Consider the following 17521-nt stretch of genomic DNA (forward strand, 5'->3'; position numbering starts at 1 on the left):
CGGGGCATCCAGTAATCACCGACAGTAATTATTGACACCTGCGTTTACTGGATCGCCCGCCGGAGCTTGTCATCGCGCTCGCCGAAGGCGAGTCCCGGTGGCGGGCGATGACGGATGAGTAACTACTCCGCCGCCTGCTGCGCCACCGTCGGCGCGGTGCCGGCCACCGTGGCGCGGCGCATGTCGCGCGGTTGCGACTGGTCGTAGCGGCGCACGCGGTGCATGGTCTGGCGGTTGTCCCACATCACGAGGTCGTGCAGCGACCATTGGTGGACGTGGACGAATTCGCGTTGCGTGGCGTGCTCGGTGAGGTCGCGCAGCAGCACCCGCGCCTCCGGCACCGTCATGCCCTTGATGGCGCCGGCATGCGACGACAGATACAGCGACTTGCGGCCGTGCACCGGATGGGTGCGCACCAGACGCTGCAGCACCGGCTTGAACAGCTGCTTTTCTTCCTCGCTGTAATCCAGGAATCCCAGCGAGCCCCGCGAATACATCAGCGAATGCTCGCATATCAGGTCCTCGATCTCGGTCTTGGTCTCGTCGTCGAGCGCGTCATAGGCCGCGCGCATGTCGGCGAATTCGGTGTTGCCGCCCTTGAGGTTCACCACGCGCGCCGACAGCAACGAAAATTTCGCCGGGATCGGACGGAACGAACTGTCGGAATGCCACAGGCAATTGCCGAGGTTGAACAGATGGACGCGGCTGTCGCGCGGCAGCGGCTTGCCGTCCCTGTCGAGGTTGGAGACGTCATTGAGACCGGTCTTGGCGAGGCGCGAATCTTCCGGCTTGACGACATTGCCGCCGCGCGGATTTTCGCGCTCGCCGAAATTCAGTGCGAAGGCCAGTTGCTGCTCGTCGGTAATGTCCTGGCCGCGGAACAGCAGCACGGCATATTTGTCCATGCCGGCCTCGATATCGGCGGCTTGCTGCGGCGTCAGTGGCTTCCTCAAGTCGACGCCGGAGACCTCGCCGAAAAAATGCGGGTGAAGCTGCCGGATCGCGATCGTCATGGCGTTCCTCCTGATCGGGGCGAGCGGTTGCCCCCGCTCGATTGGCTAAAAAACTACTCCCTGACCGTGCGATGTCAACGGATAGCGAGCATGGTTATTACTTCCGCTGCGGTCGTGCGCTGCAGGATTGACAAGGTTCGCCCCGATCCCCAGAGAGGTCGAACCGGATGAAGGGATGATCGGGCCATGAACGAACTCGATTTCAGCGCCAAGCAGGTTCTCGTGGTCGGCGGCTCCAGCGGCATCGGCAACGGCATCGCGCAGGCGTTCCGGACCAGGGGCGCGCGGGTGCAGGTCTGCGGCACGCGCGGCGCCGCCGCCGATTATTCGGCGAGCGAGGGATCGAATCTCGAGGGCCTCGACTATATCCGCCTCGACGTCAGCGATGCGAAGGCGATCGAGGATTTCAAGCCGCCGTTCGAACGGCTCGATGTGCTGGTGCTGGCGCAGGGAGCCGTGATCTACCGGCGCGGCGAATTCGAGATGCCCGGATTTCGTCAGGTGCTGGAGGTCAACCTGGTCAGCCTGATGGCCTGCGCCATCAAATTCCATCGGATGCTGAGCGCCGCCAAGGGCTCGCTCATCATCGTCAGTTCGACCGCCGCCTATCATTCGACCAGGGGCAATCCGGCCTACAATGCCTCGAAGAGCGGCGCCGTCGGGTTGACGCGGACGCTGGCCGAAGCCTGGGCCGAGGATGGCATTCGCGTCAACGGCATCGCGCCCGGCCTTGTCGACACCAAGATGACCAGGGTGACGACATCCAATCCGAAGCGGCTGCAGGGCGCGATCGAGCGGATTCCGCTGAAGCGATTGGGAACGCCGGCCGACATGGCCGGCGCCGCGCTGTTTCTGGCGTCGCCGCTGGCATCCTACATCGTCGGCCAGACCCTGGTGGTCGACGGCGGGCTGATTCTGTAGGAACCGGAATTGGTCTCATCGGTTACATCCTGCGACAATCATCTCCGAGGAGTGACCGTGATGGACAAGGATCGAATTGCCGGCTCGGCAAAGGATATCGCCGGTAAAGCCGAAGATGCCGCCGGCGATGTCGTCGCTGACGCGAGACTGCAGGCCGCGGGCCGGGCGCGAGAGGCGGCCGGCACCGTGCAGAACCTGTACGGCCAGGCCAAGGATGCCGCGCGCGACGCGACCGATGCGGCCGTGAATTATGCCAAGGACACCTACAAGAACGCCTACGAGAACAGCGGCGATACACTGCGCGACGGCTCGCAGGCGGTGTCGAAAAAAGTGCGGGATAATCCGCTCGGTGCGCTGATGATCGCAGGCGGCATCGGTTTTGCGCTGGCGCTGTTGATGACGCGCCAGCCGCGCCGGCCGCCGCCGCAGCGCTGGCGGTATTATGGTTGACCTGGCTCGTCATTTCCGGGTTCGCGCTTGCGCGCGCCGGCGAATGACGGGTTACCGCGTGAACAATCCCGGCACCGACGCCGAGCGTCCGACATTGGCCGGCGGGCGCGGCGCGGTGGGCGCACGCTGCGCGGGCTGCTGCTGCTGGGGCTGAGGTTGGGCCTGCGGCTGTCGCGGCCCGGCGCCGAGGCCAAAGAAGTCCCGCAACGATGGCGAGCCCTGACGAAGCTTTTTCGGTTTCGGCGGCGTCCCCGGAGCGAAAGGCGTTCCATCGGGTCCCACCGCTGCGACCGGCGTTTCTCCCTTGGCCTGTTCGCGTCCGACTTCGCGGCGCGGCCAGGCGAAATCATCGGCGCGGCCGGCCGGTGGCGCCAGCGGTTCGCCCTTGACCAGGGTTCGCGCCGCCAGCGCATCGACCGCCGCGGGGCGTGAGCCGGGTCCGCCGAGCAATTGATCGGTGCCGACGGAAGATGCCACCAGCGGCAGGATCGGTCCCGCCAGCGGACGCGGCGCGGGCTGGCCGGGCAGCGCGTTGGCGTCGGGCGTGGCCGGCTCGGTCGGCAGCGCGATCGGCGCCGAACGAGCTGCCATTAACCGGGTGACTTCACGTTCCACGTAATGCGCAAGCTTGCGCGCGCCCGGCGGGGTAAAGAACACGCCATCGTAGGAGCGCAGGTTGCGGGGCTGGCCTTCGAAGTCCGGGCCCCTTTGCAGGAAGCGGCCGGCTTCGTCGACGAACCCGTCCCAGACGTCGACATAGGTAATGCCGGCCTTGCCGGCGGCATCGCGATACAGCGAATCCAGGAATAGCATGTCCGCCGTACCCTTGATGCCGCGCACCGCGGGAAGGCCGACCCACAGCACCGGCACGCCCTTGGATTTCAGGACGGCGATCATCTCTTCGATTTTCTTGGTGTAGAGTTCGACCCAGCGTTCCTCGCGAAACTGATAAATGCCGTTCGGCGAGCGTGTGCTTTTCTCCGGCACGATGGCGGGCGGGGCATCGTCGGCATCGTCCGGCGACAATTCGGTATCGACGATTTTTTCGTCGGGCTTGGCGGCGGCGTCGGTCTCGCCATCCGGCTTGGCAGCGGGTTTGGCCTCCGCGGGCTTCGCATCCGGTTTGGCGCGGGCGTCTTTCTTGTCGCTCTTCTTGTCGGCCGGCTTGCTGTCGGATTTCTCGGCCGCCGGCTCCCGCATCGGGATGCGGTCGTTGAGGCCGAGCATGACCACGATGGCGTCCGGCTTTTCGGCAGCGAGAATGCCCTTGGCGGCGGCCGCCCAGTCGACCGGATCGCCCTTGGGCTGATATCGGATGAGGCCCGAGACGGTCTTGTGCCGGCGGATCACGCCCATTTCGGGCTGTTCGACATAGGCTTCCTCGAGACCGTAGGCGAGCCAGTCGGCCATGCCGTCGCCGAGCACCAGCACATTGCGTTCCGGTACGGTCTCGCGTTTTTCGGGTGGCGGCGCCTTGGAGTCGTCGTGGATGACCCGCCTCGGCGCCTGCTGCTGGAACGGCGCGAACAGGTCGCCGCCGAACCATCCGCCGCCGCGGGATTGCGGCTGCGGCCGCGCCGGTCCGCCGAAATTGAAGAACTGCGCCGATGCCGGCGCGATGACGCCGACCAGCAGTGCTGTCGCCAGCGCGATCAGCGGGCCGCGCTCGGTCAACACGCCCAGAAAGGATTTCGGCTTTGGCATGCGCTCGGTTCGCAAGGTAAATCTTGGGCCATCATAATAGTGGAATCGGGCCGCAAGCGGGCAGATTCGGCAAGCCATAAACCGGGCATCGGCCACCGCCGTCAAGGGCGGTGCGAAAATGTCGCCTTCAGGGTTACTTTTGGCGCGTTTTCAAGCGAAAGCCTGCCCCGGACACGATCCGGGGTAGCGACTGGAACCGGCGTTTACCGCCCCCTGAGCCGCTCCAGCACGTCGGAGGAGGCAAATCCGTCCGCCGGCGCGCCGATCGAGGCCTGGAAACCGCGCAAGGCATCCCGGGTCTGTCCGCCAAGCTGGCCGTCGGGGGTGCCGCGATAGAAGCCGCGCTGGGCCAGGAGCTGCTGCAATTCAAGCCGCTCGGCCTTCGACAATTCCCGCTCCTGCCGCGGCCAGGGCTGCACGAACGGCGCGCCGCCGCGCAGCCGGTCGGCGAAGTGGCCGATCGCCAGCGCATAGGCCTCCGCCGGGTTGTATTTCATGATCACCCTGAAATTCTGCAGCATCAGGAAGCCCGGACCCTCGGCCCCGGCGGGCGCCAGCAGGTAGGCTTTTTCGGCCGGATGCGGGAACGGCTTGCCGCCGGCATGGGTGAGGCCGAGGTGCTCCCACTGTGCAATCGTCATCGCCTTGGCGCGATCCGCCAGCATGTAATTGAAGCCTGCGGGCACCACGACCTCATAGCCCCAGGTCTGGCCGGTCTGCCAGCCGTCTTTCCTGAGGTTATTGGCGGTGGAAGCGATCAGGTCGGCCGGATCGTCGACCACGTCGCGGCGGCCGTCGCCGTCGGCATCCACCGCGTAGCGCTTGAACGCGGTCGGCATGAACTGCGTGGGACCGAACGCGCCGGCCCAGGAGCCGCGCATCTGCTCGGGGCGCAAATCGCCATGGTTCAGGATTTCCAGCGCCGAGAGAAATTCATCCCGGAAATATTTCTGGCGGCGGCCGATGCAGGACAGCGTCGCGGTGGACTGCAGCACGCTGCGGTCGCCCATCTGGGTGGAATAATTCGACTCGATGCCCCAGATCGCCGCGATCGCATAGCGATCGACGCCATAGGCTTTTTCCGTTGCGTCGAATTGCGGTTTGTATTTGGCCAGGATCTCGCGGCCCTTGGCCAACCTGTTGTCGTTCACCAGGATGTCGAGATAATCCCAGATCGACTTGGTGAACTCCGGCTGCGAATCCATCAGGTCCATGATGCGCAGATCGGGCGTAAGCCCCGCGGTGAAGCGCTCGAAGTTCGCTTGCGAGATGCCGCGGCGGGCAGCGTCGGGCCACATGCCGGCGACGCAATTGTCGAAATTTGCCGCCGCCTCGCGGATCGCGGCGGCGGTCATCAGAGGATGGCCGGAGGCGCCGTCCTCGCCGCTCCATGGCAGCGCGGCGCTGCCGGCCTGGACCGGTTGCGCCTGGGCGGTGGTGCCGGGCGAGGGCCGCGTGCTCCGGCTGCCTTGCGAAAGCGAGCCGGTGAAGATGCCGTCGAACAGGCTGAAGCGGCCGCCGCCGGACGACTGTGCGCGGGCCTCGCCGCACGCCAGCAGCGCCGCGCCAAAGGTCAGGCCGAGAATCGCCGCACCGGTTCTTATCCTCGCCAATCCAGCCGTCCGTCTCGTCATGTCGCACCCGCACCCCGAAAAAAACATCCGGCTTTCAGGAGGCCTCGTTGCGGTTTCCAATAGCTTAACAAAGGCGAGATTTTATGGCTGGAAAAGAAGCGCAAATAACGCAAAGGACAAGGTCCGCTCTCTCCCCCCTTGTGGGGGAGAGTTGGAGAGGGGGGTGAGCCGCAAATTCGGTGCTTGCAGCTTACCCCTCTCCCTAACCCTCCCCCACAAGGGGGGAGCGAACAGAATTGTAAATCGCCGCTGCCCCCCACGCATGCGGCTTTGTTCCCGGCTGCAAACCGGCTACCAACGTGCCATTAAAGGCGCAGTTTCCGACAGTCTCTCAAGGCACGACGTTCCCATGAAAATCCGCAAAGCCGTCTTCCCGGTCGCCGGTCTCGGCACCCGCGTCCTGCCCGCCACCAAGGCGATGCCGAAGGAAATGCTGACCATCGTCGACCGGCCGCTGATCCAGTATGTGGTCGACGAGGCGAGGGAAGCCGGGATCGAACATTTCATCTTCGTCACCGGCCGCAACAAGGGCGTGATCGAGGATCATTTCGACCGGATGTATGAACTCGACGCTACGCTGGCCGCGCGCGGCAAGCAGGCCGAGATGGACGCCCTGGCGCGCGACCAGCCCGACGCCGGGGCGGTGAGTTTCACCCGGCAGCAGGCGCCGCTCGGCCTCGGCCATGCGGTGTGGTGCGCCCGCGACATCGTCGGCAACGAGCCGTTCGCGGTGCTGCTGCCGGACGAGCTGGTGTTGAACACGCCGGGCTGCCTTGCGCAGATGATCGAGGCTGCGGCCAAGCTTGGTGAAAAATCCAACCTGATCGCGGTGGAAGCGGTGCCGACGCATCGCACGCATCAATATGGCATCTGCGGCGTCGGCAAGCGGCACGGCAAGATGTTCGAGGTCGACGGCATGGTGGAAAAACCGCCGCAGGGCACCGCGCCTTCGAATCTGTCGATCACCGGCCGCTATATCCTGCAGCCGGAGATCTTCGATATCCTGAAGACGCAGGCAAGCGGGGCCGGCGGCGAGATTCAGCTCACCGACGCCATGATCGGCCTGGCAAGGACCCAGCGTTTCTACGGCGTCGAATTCGAGGGTGAGCGGCACGATTGCGGCTCCAAGGCGGGATTCCTGCGCGCCAACATCGCCTTCGGCATGGCCCGCGCGGAGCTTCGCGCCGAGCTGCGCGCGGAGATGAAGAAGTATCTGGATCGCAAGTGAACGACTACGACGCGCTGCGCGATTATCTGAAGAAGCAGACGCTTCCCGAATTCGTGCTGAGCTTTGAAAAGATTGAGGAGATCATCGACGCGGCACTGCCGCGCGCGGCGCACCGGGCGTCGTGGTGGGAGACCTTGCGCAGTCCGCAGGAAAAGATGCCGCAGCGCGAGGCCTGCATCGCCGGCGGCTACATCGCGACCCGGCTGGCGGACGGCAAGAGCGTGCGGTTCAAGAGGATGAAGTAGCGCGAACTTTACGCGTCGTCCCCGCGAACGCGGGGACCCATACGCCGTGCCGCCAAGGTTTTGAAAGATGCCGATCGACCCGCCGTCGGACAAAAACCGCCGCGGATTGTGGGTCCCTGCTTTCGCAGGGACGACGACTAGCTCGCCGCCTCGAGTCGTTCTTCGGTGAGCAGCCGCATCGCGGCGTCGGCGTCCATCGGTTCGCCGAACGCAAAACCTTGCGCGTATTCGCAGCCCAGCTGATAGAGCTCGACCGCGTCCGAATCGGTCTCGGCGCCCTCGGCGACCACGTCCATGCCGAGGTCGTGCGCCAGCGCGATGATCGATTTCAGGATCACCGGCCTGGTGCCGCGGCTGGTGGTGCGGACAAAGGACTGGTCGATCTTGATGGTGTCGAACGGAAAGCGCTGCAGATAGGCCAGCGACGAATGACCGGTGCCGAAATCGTCCAGCGACAATCCGGTGCCGAGTTCGCGGATCCGCGTCAGCATCTGGGCGGCGTGTTCCGGGTTCTCCATCACCAGGGATTCCGTCAATTCAAGCTTCAGCGTGCCGCGCGCCACCGAGGAGCGCGACAGCACGGTACGGATATCGTGGATCAGGTCGTGCCGCAGCAATTGCCGCGAGGAGACGTTGACGCTGGCGAAGATCGGATCGCGCGAGCGCATCGCGCGCTGCCAGATCGCGAGCTGCTTTGCGGTCTGGTCCATCACGAACATGCCGAGATCGACGATCAGGCCGATTTCCTCGGCGATGGTGATGAATTCCACCGGCGACATCCGGCCCAGTTTGGGATGATCCCAGCGCGCCAGCGCCTCGAAGCCGGCGATCGAGCGATCCTCCAGCCGCACGATCGGCTGGTACAGAATGGTGATTTCCTCGCGCTCGATGGCGCGGCGCAATTCGGATTCCAGCGTCAGCCGGTCGGTCTTGCGCGCGCGCATCGCCGGCTTGTAGACGTCGATGCGGTCGCCGCCGATGCGCTTGGAATGGTACATCGCAAGCTCGGCGTCCTTGATGATCTCTTCGGACAGTTGCGTCTGCGGGTCGCTGAGCGCCAGCCCGATCGAGGCGGTGAGGAAAATCTCGCGGTCATTGAAGGCGATCGGCGCGCGGATGGTCTTGCGTATGGTCTCGGCGAAGGCGGTGATGCGCGCCGGATCCTGTTCCGACATCAGGATCAGACCGAACTGGTCGCCGGCGAGCCGCGCCAGCGTGTCCTGCGGTTTCAGGATGCGGGTCAGACGCCGCGCCAGCGTCAGCAGGATCGAATCGCCGACCGCGATGCCGACGGAATCGTTGACCTGCTTGAAGCGATCGAGATCGATCACCATCAGCGTCGGCCGCAGGTTCGGCATGGTCTTGGCGAAATTGGCCACCGCGCCCAGGCGGTCGATGAACAATTTGCGGTTCGGCAGGCCGGTGAGGTTGTCATGCACGGAATCGTGCAGCAGCCGTTCCTCGGCGTTCTTGGCCTCGGTCACGTCGGTCAGCGTGCCGACCACGCGCGAGACTTCGCCGTCGGAGCCGACCACCGGGCGCGCTTTAAGCGCGAACCACATGAAGTGGCCGTCGGGCGTGCGCAGCCGGAAATCCTGCACCAGGCGGCCGCGGCGCTGATCGAGCACGCTGTCTAGCGCCGCACGGAAGCGATCCTGATCGAGCGGATGCAGCACCTCGAGCCATTTCGCGGCGGGGCCTTCCAGCGTGCCGCGCTTGAGGCCGAGCAGGCTTTCGGTCTCGGGGCTGGTGAACACCTTGTCGGCGGAGACGTCCCAGTCCCAGATCAGGTCGCCGGAACCGGTCAGCGCCAGTGCGCGGCGCTCGACGTCGGAGACGATGCCGGTGGTCGCGCCGCCGCCGGCAAAGGCGTGCTGCATCACCGTGAACCCGATCAGCATCACGATCAGCACCAGGCCGCCGAGCAGCGCCGGGCCGACGATGTCGTTGGTGACGTTGCCGGCCACCGCCATGCCGGCCGCGACCACCCAGACCACCAGCAGGAACCAGGTCGGGATCAGCAGCACCGCGCGGTCGAAATTGTGGGTCGATAGGTACACGATCAGCGCAAAGCCCGCGAACGCGATCAGCACCAGCGACATCCGCGCGATGCCCGAGGCCACCGCGGGATCGAACAAGGCCAGCGCCACCAGCGAGCCCAGGAAGGCCAACCAGCCGATGGTGATGTGGGAATAACGCACATGCCAGCGGCTGAGATTGAGATAGGCAAACAGAAACACCAGCAGCGTCGCCGCCAGGATCGCTTCGCCGGCCGCGCGCCAGACCCGCTCGGCGTTGTTCGACATGTCGAGCACCTTGCCCCAGAAGCCGAAATCGACGCCGATATAGACCAGCACCGCCCACGCCAGCGCCGCGGCGGCCGGAAACATGATGCTGCCCTTGACCACGAACAGGATGGTCAGCACCAATGCCAGCAGTCCGGAAATGCCGATCACGATGCCCTGGTACAGCGTGAACGAGTTGACCTTGTCCTTGTAGGCGTCGGGTTCCCACAGATAGAGCTGCGGCAATTTATCGGTGCGCAGTTCGGCGACAAAGGTGACGACGGAGCCGGGATCGAGCGTGATGCGGAAAATGTCGGCGGTGGCGCTTTCCTGGCGTTCCGGACGGTCGCCGGTCGACGGCGTGATGGTGGCGATCCGCGACAATCCGAGATCGGGCCACAGCAGTCCCGACGAGACGATGCGATAGTGCGGCGCCACGATCAGGCGATCGAGCTGGTCGTCGGTGTTGTTGGCGAGGGCGAACACCACCCAGTTCTGTCCGCCTTCGCGGGCGCGGACCTCGATGCGGCGGACGATGCCGTCGGTGCCGGGCGCGGTGGAGACCTGGATGCGGTCGGTGTCGCTGCGCCGATGATCGAGTATCGCTGTGAGGTCGATCGCGGGCGCGTCGCCGCGGACGCTGACGGCGTCGATGGCGCGCGCCGGTGGCGCGGCGACAAACATCATGAGGCCCAGCGCAAGCGGCGCGAGGCACCTGATCAGGCGCAAAGTCGGTTCTCCGCAATCAACGATGTTTCCGGACGAAATCCCCGCCCGGCGTCGCGCGATAAATGACATGAATGTAAGGGAAATCAAAGGGTTTCCCGCCGGCCATCGCTCACCAGCGTTAAGCGACCAACACAATTTTGCCAATATGTTCACTGGTCTCCATGCGCCGGTGCGCATCGGCGGCCTTTTCCAGCGGGAATGTGCTGTCCATCAGCGGCTTGACGCGACCATCGCGCAACAGCGGCATCACGTTGGCTTCGATGGCCGCGACCATCGCCGCCTTGTCGGCATTGCTGCGGGGCCGCAAGGTCGAGCCAGTGTGGTGCAGCCTCTTCACCATCAGCTTGGCGAAATTAACGTTTGCCTTGGGTCCGCCGAGAAACGCGATCTGGATCACGCGACCGTCGATCGCGGCCGCGTCGTAGTTGCGTTCGATGTATTCGCCACCGACCATGTCGAGAATGACATCGGCGCCCGCGCCCGATGTCGCGGTCTTGACCTCGGCGACGAAGTCTTCGGTCCTGTAGTTGATCGCTCTGATAGCGCCGAGCTTGAGGCAGGCATCGGCTTTTTCCTTCGATCCGACGGTGACGATCACCTTGGAGCCGAAGGCCTTGGCCAGTTGAATGGCCATGGTGCCGATGCCGGACGAGCCGCCATGGACCAGCAGCGTCTCGCCCGATTTCAGCGCGCCACGCTCGAACACATTGTGCCAGACCGTCATCAGCGTTTCGGGAACAGCACCGGCTTCTTGCATCGACAGCGCCGGCGGCACCGCCATCGCCTGGGCATCCTGCGCGATGCAATATTGCGCATAGCCGCCGCCGGCCACCAGCGACATCACCTTGTCGCCGAGCCTGTGTCTGGTGACGCCTGCGCCGACCGCGACGACCTCGCCCGCCACTTCAAGCCCGGGCAGGTCGCTGGCGCCGGGCGGCGGCGGGTAGGAGCCGGATCGCTGCGCGACGTCGGGCCGGTTGACGCCGGCCGCGGCGACCTTGATCAGGATCTCGTTTGCACCCGGCACAGGGACGCTGCGGGTCTCCGGCACCAGCACCTCCGGACCGCCGGGCTTGCTGATGCCGATGACGGTCATTTGCGCGGGCAGCTTTTCCATGATTTGTCCTTGCGAAACGCGGGATCATTGAACAGGCATCTGCTTAGCCAGCCGCGCCCGGGCTGGCAACCGTTTCACCGACCGTCGAGCACCGGAGGGAGCGCATGGCCATCGAGGACGACGACAAGCCAAGGAAGAAAGTCACCCACGAGATCGGGCAGGACCTGTCGCTGCTGTCGGTCGAGGAACTGACCGAGCGCATCGCGCTGATGACGGCGGAAATCGAGCGACTGCAGGTCGCCATGACCAAAAAGCGCGCGTCAAAGGATGCCGCCGACAGCTTTTTCAAATCGTGAGCGAGGCACGCGCCCCTCCCACGCAAGCGGGAGAGGGGGTGCATCGCGCGTTGGTCCGCCTCCATGTTCTCTCGGTCGTCATGGCCGGGCTTGTCCCGGCCATCCACGCCTTTCGCGGTTGCGGCAAAGACGTGGATGCCCGGCACAGGGCCGGGCATGACGCGGAGAGACGTCGCGACCCTCGGCCAATGCCACGGCAAATGAAAGCTGAAGAAAATCGTTCGTTTACGATTGATTAAGCTTTCTTGTTTATGACCGGAATTGTCCTCGTTTGGACACCGAGTGGCTCCTGTCCACTCTGTTTGACGCCTCCCTGTTATCAACTTCAAAAGCCGCCGGAAACGGCGGCTCTTTTTTTGGGGCCGCCGGCACCTCGCTGGAAACCATAACAACGCTTGTGGCTGGACTCGCGCTCCCGGGCGCGCAATGATTTGTTCATCATAAGCCGGAGCGCTTTTTCGCCGGCTGCGTAAACAGTGGCGTGAGGCGTTAACCATGTCGGACCGTTCGCAAGGCGAAACCGCGCTCGTGCAACTCAGCGAGCGGCTGACCAATTCGGCGGCATTCGGCACCTTGTTCCGCGACGGCATGGACTTGGTCGAGGAGACCGCCGCCTATCTCGATGGCGTCGGCCGCACCGAGGCCAAGGCGCTCGATCGCTCCGTCAGCCTCACTTATGCGACCGAAAGCATGCGGCTGACCACGCGCCTGATGCAACTGGCCTCATGGCTGTTGCTGCACCGCGCGGTCAAGGAAGGCGAGATGACGCTGTCGCAGGCCAATCGCGAAAAGACCAAGGTCAAGCTCAGCGCCGCCGATCCCGGCCCGGACGAGATGCTCGAGAAGCTGCCGAAGCAATTGCAGGACCTGATCGCCCGCTCGATGAGCCTGCAAACCAAGGTTCGCCGCCTCGACGCCACCATCCACGCGCCGCCGGCCGAACGCGCTGCGATCGGCAATCCGCTGGTGCCGCAGCTCAATCGCCTGAAGGCGGCGTTCGAGCGATAACGCCGGATCACTGATCGGATGTGCGCCAGTCCGCACGTCGACACGAGAATCATCCGCTTTTGCTAGCTCCCTTTGCCATCGTGCTGATTCTGTCGGCCGCGTTCCTGCACGCGAGCTGGAACGCGCTGCTGCGCGGAGGTGCGGATCGCGCGCAAACCATGCTGATGATCAATGTCACCATCGGTCTCGCCGGTGCCGCCATGATGGCGTTCGCCGGCCTGCCGTCTGCGGCAAGCGCCGTCTACGTGCTCGCCTCGGGGACGATTCACCTGATCTACAATGCGCTGCTGGTGCGGATGTATCGCAGCGGCGATCTCGGCGAGACCTATCCGATTGCGCGCGGCTCGTCGCCGGCGCTGGTCGCGCTCGGCGGCAGCCTGTTTGCCGGCGAGTGGATGCCCCCGATCAACAGCATCGGCATTGGGCTCGTCTGCATCGGCATCTTCATGCTGGCCTCGGCGAGAGCCAGATCGCTGCGGGCGATGAATTTGCCATGGTCGCTGGCGACCGGCGTCAGCATTGCCGCCTACACGGTGGTCGATGGCATCGGCGTGCGGGTCTCCGGTAACTGGGTCGCGTTCACCGGCGGCATGTTCGCGTGTTTTCTCGTGGTGCCGCTATGGTACCTGGCGCGAGGCCGGCGGGCGATGTTTGCGATACCGATGGCGGAAGCCGGCAAGGCGGCCGGCGGCGGACTGATTGCGCTTGCGGCCTATGGCGCCATCATCTGGGCCATGCAGGCCAACCCGATGGGGGCGGTATCGGCATTGCGTGAAACCAGCGTGGTGTTCGCCGCCCTGCTCGGGGCCATCTTCCTCAAGGAGCGATTGACCGGCTTGCGGATCGCGGCATGCTGCATCATCGCTGCTGGCGCCGTCTGCGTCGGCTGGCGGTTCTAACCGCTGGCGCGCCAAACAAAAACGCCCCGGGAGCGGGGCGTTTCGGCGCTTTGCTTCGAATGAGAAGCCTTGAAAAGGCTCACTCCTTCTTGAGGAAGCCCGAGAACTTCTTCTGGAACCGGGACACGCGGCCGCCGCGGTCCAGCAACTGCTGGGCGCCGCCGATCCAGGCCGGGTGCGACTTGGAGTCGATATCGAGGTTCAGCTTGTCGCCTGCCTTGCCCCAGGTCGAGCGCGTCTGGTATTCGGTGCCATCGGTCATGACGACCGTAATCATATGATATTCCGGATGAATTTCGGCTTTCATGGCAGATCCTTTGGCGCGCCGGCGCCTGTCTTTCAAGTGGCTGTGGGGACGGATTTGGGCCGCTCTATAACGCAGCAAGTCCGCCAAAACAAGCCACGTATCCGGCCGGATGTGACGACTATCTGAATTGCCAGCGGTGGCGGCGGAGCCTATCTGGGGATGGCAAAGCGATGGGTCTGGTCTGATGAGTGCAGTGGAACGGCTTGAAGACCCCGCAGGCGATAAGCCGCCGATTCCGCGCGTCGATCCGCGTCCCGGAGCATCACCGGTCGAAGCGCCATTGACGCCATCGCCGGTCGAAGCGCGCGCCAGGCTGCGTCCGCTGCTGGCGCTGGCGCCCTATGTGGCGCGCTACCGCGGACGCGCCATTCTGGCGCTGATCGCGCTGACGGTTGCCGCGGTCACCACCCTGATCGTGCCGGTCGCGGTGCGCCGCATGATCGACTTCGGGTTCACGCCCGAGGGCATCGCCATGATCAACAGCTATTTCAGCGTGATGATCGCGGTGGTCGCCGTGCTCGCCGCCGCCAGCGCGTCGCGGTTCTATCTGGTGATGACGATCGGCGAGCGCATCGTCGCCGATCTGCGGCGCGACGTGTTCGCGCATCTGATCTCGCTGTCGCCGGCGTTCTTCGATTCGGCGCGCAGCGGCGAATTGATCTCGCGCCTCACCGCCGACACCACCCAGATCAAATCCGCGGTCGGCGCTTCGGTCTCGATTGCGCTGCGCAATTTCATGCTGTTCATCGGCGCCGCCGCGATGATGGTGTTTACCAGCCCGCGGCTGTCGGGCTTCGTGCTGTTAGCGATACCGGCGATCGTGCTTCCGCTGGTGGCGTTCGGACGCTGGGTGCGGCGGCTGTCGCGCAACGCCCAGGATACGCTGGCGAATGCCACGGCGTACGCTTCCGAACTTGTCGGCGCGATCAGGACCGTGCAGGCCTATACCAGCGAGCGGCTGGCCGAGGCGCGCTTCGGCGGCGAAGTCGAACAGGCCTATGACGCCGCGCGCAGTTCGACCCGCGCGCGCGCGGTGCTCACCGCCGTCATCATCTTCATCGTCTTTACCAGTGTGGTATTGATCCTCTGGATCGGATCGCACGATGTGCTGACCGGCGCCATCACGCCGGGCCGGCTCGGCCAGTTCCTGTTGTATGCGGCTTTCGCCGCGGCCGCGCTCGGCCAGCTCAGCGAAGTCTGGGGCGAGGTTTCGGCGGCCTCCGGCGCATCGGAACGGTTGTTCGAAATCCTGCGCGTCAGGTCGGCCATCGCCGCCCCGGTTTCGCCGCGCCCGATGCCGGTGCCGGCGCGCGGCGATGTCAGTTTCGACAACGTCAGCTTCGCCTATCCGACGCGGCCGGATACACCGGCGATCGACGGCGTCTCGCTGTCGGTGCGCGCCGGCGAGAAGGTGGCGATCGTCGGCCCCTCGGGTGCGGGCAAGAGCACGCTGTTTCATTTGCTGTTGCGGTTCTACGATCCCCAGGGCGGCATGATTTCGTTCGACGGGACGCCGATCCGCGCCGCCGATCCGCGCGAACTGCGCTCGCGCATCGCGCTGGTGCCGCAGGATTCGGTGGCATTCGCCACCACCGCGCGCGAGAACATCCGCTTCGGCCGCCCCGATGCGACCGATGCCGAGGTCGAGCGCGCCGCCGATCTCGCTCACGCCAGCGAATTCATTCGCCGCCTGCCCGGCGGATTCGAGGCGCAGCTCGGCGAGCGCGGCGTCACGCTGTCGGGAGGCCAGCGCCAGCGCATCGCGATCGCGCGCGCGATCCTGCGCGATGCGCCATTGCTGCTGCTCGATGAAGCCACTTCATCGCTCGATGCCGAATCCGAAACGCTGGTGCAGACCGCGCTGGAGGAACTGATGCGTCACCGCACCACGCTGGTGATCGCCCATCGCCTTGCCACCGTATTGTCCTGCGACCGCATCATGGTGATGGACCAGGGCCGCATCGTCGAGCAGGGCACCCACGCCTCGCTGGTCGCCGCGGGCGGCCTCTATGCACGGCTGGCAAGGCTGCAGTTCGAGGGGGTGTGATAATTTTCCCTTCTCCCACAAGGGGAGAAGGGAAGAATAGCGCTACGGTTTCCACGCCATCCGCAGCACAGGCCTTCCCGAGGTCGGGTTCACATCTTCGCCGGCATGAATAAAACCGTTGCGCTCGTAGAAGCCGATGGCTCGGACATTGTCGGTATTGACCATCAGCGTGATCCGGCCGGGCGACAGCCGCTTGGCCTCGTCGAGTAATGCGCTGCCGAGGCGCGAACCCCAGCAATTGGGAGCGACGACCAACTGGTCGAGATAGCCGGACCTGTCGATCGTGACGAATCCGGTCAGCGTTCCCGCCCGTTCAGCCACGATGATATTGGCATTCGGCACCAGCTCGTTGCGCCAGCGTTCGCGCCACCATGCCAGGCGCGCGTTAAAATCGATGTCCGGATACGCCTGCCGCCACGTCGCAAGCCATAGCGCGATCGCAGCGTCTTCGTCACCGGCGCGATAGGGACGAAGCTGGAAGGGGGCGCTCAAGATAAAGCCGTCACCGTTCCGTCAGTTTCAGTTCGATGCGGCGGTTGCGCTTGTAGGCCTCTTCGGTATTGGCGGTGTCGAGCGGCTGGAATTCGGCAAAACCGGCCGCGACCAGCCGCTGTGCCGGCACGCCGAGCGAGATCAGATATTGCACTACCGAAATCGCGCGCGCCGACGACAATTCCCAGTTCGACTTGAACACCGGGCTGTTGATCGGCCGCACGTCGGTGTGGCCGTCGACCCGCAGCACCCAGGCGATCTCGGCTGGAATCTGCTTGTCGAGATCGATCAGCGCCTGCGCCAGCTTGTCGAGTTCGGCGCGGCCTTCGGGCAGCAGCAACGCCTGTCCGGTGTCGAAGAACACTTCGGACTGGAACACGAAGCGGTCGCCGACGATCCGGATGTCCGGCCGGTTGCCAAGAATCGCACGCAGCCGGCCGAAGAATTCGGAACGGTAGCGCGACAGTTCCTGCACCCGCTGCGCCAACGCGACGTTCAGCCGTTGCCCGAGGTCGACGATGCGGTTCTGGGATTCCTTGTCGCGCTTCTCCGAGGCGTCGAGCGCTTCTTCCAGCGCGGCAAGCTGGCGGCGCAGCGCGCTGATCTGCTGGTTCAGCACCTCGATCTGCGCCAGGGCGCGCGACGATATCTGCTTTTCGGAATCGAGCGCCTTGTTGAGCTCGCTGGTGCGGCCGGCGGCGTCGCTGCCGGCACCGGCCATGCCGTCATAGAGTCCCTTGATGCGGTCGCGCTCGGCCTCCGCCGAGGCGAGGCCGGCCCGCAGCTGCGAAAGCTGGTCTTCGAGATTGAGCTTGCCGAGTTTTTCCAGCGACAACAGGTCGTTCAACTGCGCCAGCTTGGCGTTGAGCGCCTCCAGCGCCTTGTCCTTGCCGGTGACCTCCTGCGACAGGAAGAACTGCACCACCAGGAACACCGACAGCAGGAACACGATCGAGAGCACCAGCGTCGACAGCGCGTCGACGAAGCCCGGCCAGTAGTTGAACGCAGATTCGCTGCGGCGGGTACGGGCGAGGGCCATTACGGGAGTCTCTGCGATACGACGTTCACCTCTCCCATCGGGAGAGGTCGGCGCGTAGCGCCGGGTGAGGGGTTACAGTTTATCGAGAGACCGTAACCCCTTACCCG

General features: G+C 64.9%; 16 protein-coding genes. 8 read left to right on the top strand and 8 right to left on the bottom strand.

Annotated elements, in window-relative coordinates:
* Positions 1-122: 122 nt before the first annotated feature.
* On the bottom strand, positions 123-1013 hold the full coding sequence (locus E7813_RS10680) for a TauD/TfdA family dioxygenase (RefSeq protein ID WP_291573581.1): 891 nt from the start codon (positions 1011-1013) through the stop codon (positions 123-125).
* 186 nt (positions 1014-1199) lie between these two features.
* On the opposite strand from E7813_RS10680, the gene E7813_RS10685 reads away from it, so the two are divergent.
* Both E7813_RS10685 and E7813_RS10690 read left to right on the top strand, forming a co-directional pair.
* A complete protein-coding gene (locus E7813_RS10685) occupies positions 1200-1934 on the top strand; it encodes an SDR family oxidoreductase (protein ID WP_291573583.1) in 735 nt (244 codons plus the stop codon).
* A 60-nt stretch (positions 1935-1994) separates the two neighbouring features.
* Entirely contained in the window at positions 1995-2384 is a 390-nt protein-coding gene (locus E7813_RS10690; protein ID WP_291573584.1) for a CsbD family protein, read from the top strand.
* Between the two features lie 51 nt (positions 2385-2435).
* Here the strand turns inward: E7813_RS10690 and E7813_RS10695 are convergent, their stop codons facing one another.
* Both E7813_RS10695 and E7813_RS10700 read right to left on the bottom strand, forming a co-directional pair.
* Positions 2436-4088: a DUF459 domain-containing protein gene (locus E7813_RS10695; protein WP_291573585.1), complete on the bottom strand. Its 1653-nt coding sequence runs from the start codon at positions 4086-4088 to the stop codon at positions 2436-2438.
* A 203-nt stretch (positions 4089-4291) separates the two neighbouring features.
* Complete coding sequence (locus E7813_RS10700) at positions 4292-5722, bottom strand: lytic murein transglycosylase (RefSeq protein WP_291573587.1); 1431 nt, start codon at positions 5720-5722, stop codon at positions 4292-4294.
* A gap of 349 nt (positions 5723-6071) precedes the next feature.
* On the opposite strand from E7813_RS10700, the gene galU reads away from it, so the two are divergent.
* Both galU and E7813_RS10710 read left to right on the top strand, forming a co-directional pair.
* Positions 6072-6950, top strand: a complete 879-nt coding sequence (gene galU / locus E7813_RS10705) for a UTP--glucose-1-phosphate uridylyltransferase GalU (RefSeq protein ID WP_291573589.1) — start codon at positions 6072-6074, stop codon at positions 6948-6950.
* Complete coding sequence (locus tag E7813_RS10710; RefSeq protein ID WP_291573591.1) at positions 6947-7195, top strand: hypothetical protein; 249 nt, start codon at positions 6947-6949, stop codon at positions 7193-7195. The genes galU and E7813_RS10710 overlap by 4 nt, the downstream gene beginning before the upstream one ends.
* Positions 7196-7332: 137 nt before the next feature.
* Here E7813_RS10710 and E7813_RS10715 read toward each other — a convergent pair whose 3' ends face one another.
* Both E7813_RS10715 and E7813_RS10720 read right to left on the bottom strand, forming a co-directional pair.
* On the bottom strand, positions 7333-10209 hold the full coding sequence (locus E7813_RS10715) for an EAL domain-containing protein (protein WP_291573594.1): 2877 nt from the start codon (positions 10207-10209) through the stop codon (positions 7333-7335).
* Between the two features lie 118 nt (positions 10210-10327).
* On the bottom strand, positions 10328-11326 hold the full coding sequence (locus E7813_RS10720; protein ID WP_291573596.1) for an NAD(P)H-quinone oxidoreductase: 999 nt from the start codon (positions 11324-11326) through the stop codon (positions 10328-10330).
* A gap of 104 nt (positions 11327-11430) precedes the next feature.
* On the opposite strand from E7813_RS10720, the gene E7813_RS10725 reads away from it, so the two are divergent.
* From E7813_RS10725 to E7813_RS10735, 3 genes are all read left to right on the top strand, one after another.
* The gene (locus E7813_RS10725; protein ID WP_291573599.1) at positions 11431-11622 is read left to right on the top strand and encodes a DUF1192 domain-containing protein; all 192 of its coding nucleotides are present in this window, start codon (positions 11431-11433) and stop codon (positions 11620-11622) included.
* 495 nt (positions 11623-12117) lie between these two features.
* Positions 12118-12630, top strand: coding sequence for a DUF1465 family protein (locus E7813_RS10730; protein ID WP_291573601.1), 513 nt, complete (start codon positions 12118-12120; stop codon positions 12628-12630).
* A 59-nt stretch (positions 12631-12689) separates the two neighbouring features.
* On the top strand, positions 12690-13529 hold the full coding sequence (locus tag E7813_RS10735; RefSeq protein WP_291573603.1) for an EamA family transporter: 840 nt from the start codon (positions 12690-12692) through the stop codon (positions 13527-13529).
* 79 nt (positions 13530-13608) lie between these two features.
* On the opposite strand, the gene rpmE is transcribed toward E7813_RS10735, so the two are convergent.
* Positions 13609-13836: a 50S ribosomal protein L31 gene (gene rpmE / locus E7813_RS10740; RefSeq protein WP_291573604.1), complete on the bottom strand. Its 228-nt coding sequence runs from the start codon at positions 13834-13836 to the stop codon at positions 13609-13611.
* Positions 13837-14020: 184 nt separating this feature from the next.
* Between rpmE and E7813_RS10745 the strand changes: the two genes are divergently transcribed.
* A complete protein-coding gene (locus E7813_RS10745; protein ID WP_291573606.1) occupies positions 14021-15883 on the top strand; it encodes an ABC transporter transmembrane domain-containing protein in 1863 nt (620 codons plus the stop codon).
* Between the two features lie 42 nt (positions 15884-15925).
* Here the strand turns inward: E7813_RS10745 and E7813_RS10750 are convergent, their stop codons facing one another.
* Both E7813_RS10750 and E7813_RS10755 read right to left on the bottom strand, forming a co-directional pair.
* On the bottom strand, positions 15926-16375 hold the full coding sequence (locus E7813_RS10750; RefSeq protein ID WP_291573608.1) for a GNAT family N-acetyltransferase: 450 nt from the start codon (positions 16373-16375) through the stop codon (positions 15926-15928).
* Between the two features lie 10 nt (positions 16376-16385).
* Complete coding sequence (locus E7813_RS10755; RefSeq protein WP_291573610.1) at positions 16386-17414, bottom strand: peptidoglycan -binding protein; 1029 nt, start codon at positions 17412-17414, stop codon at positions 16386-16388.
* Positions 17415-17521 lie beyond the last annotated feature (107 nt).

Origin of the sequence: Bradyrhizobium sp., from assembly GCF_004799405.1 — a bacterium.
Classification (GTDB): Bacteria; Pseudomonadota; Alphaproteobacteria; order Rhizobiales; family Xanthobacteraceae; genus Bradyrhizobium.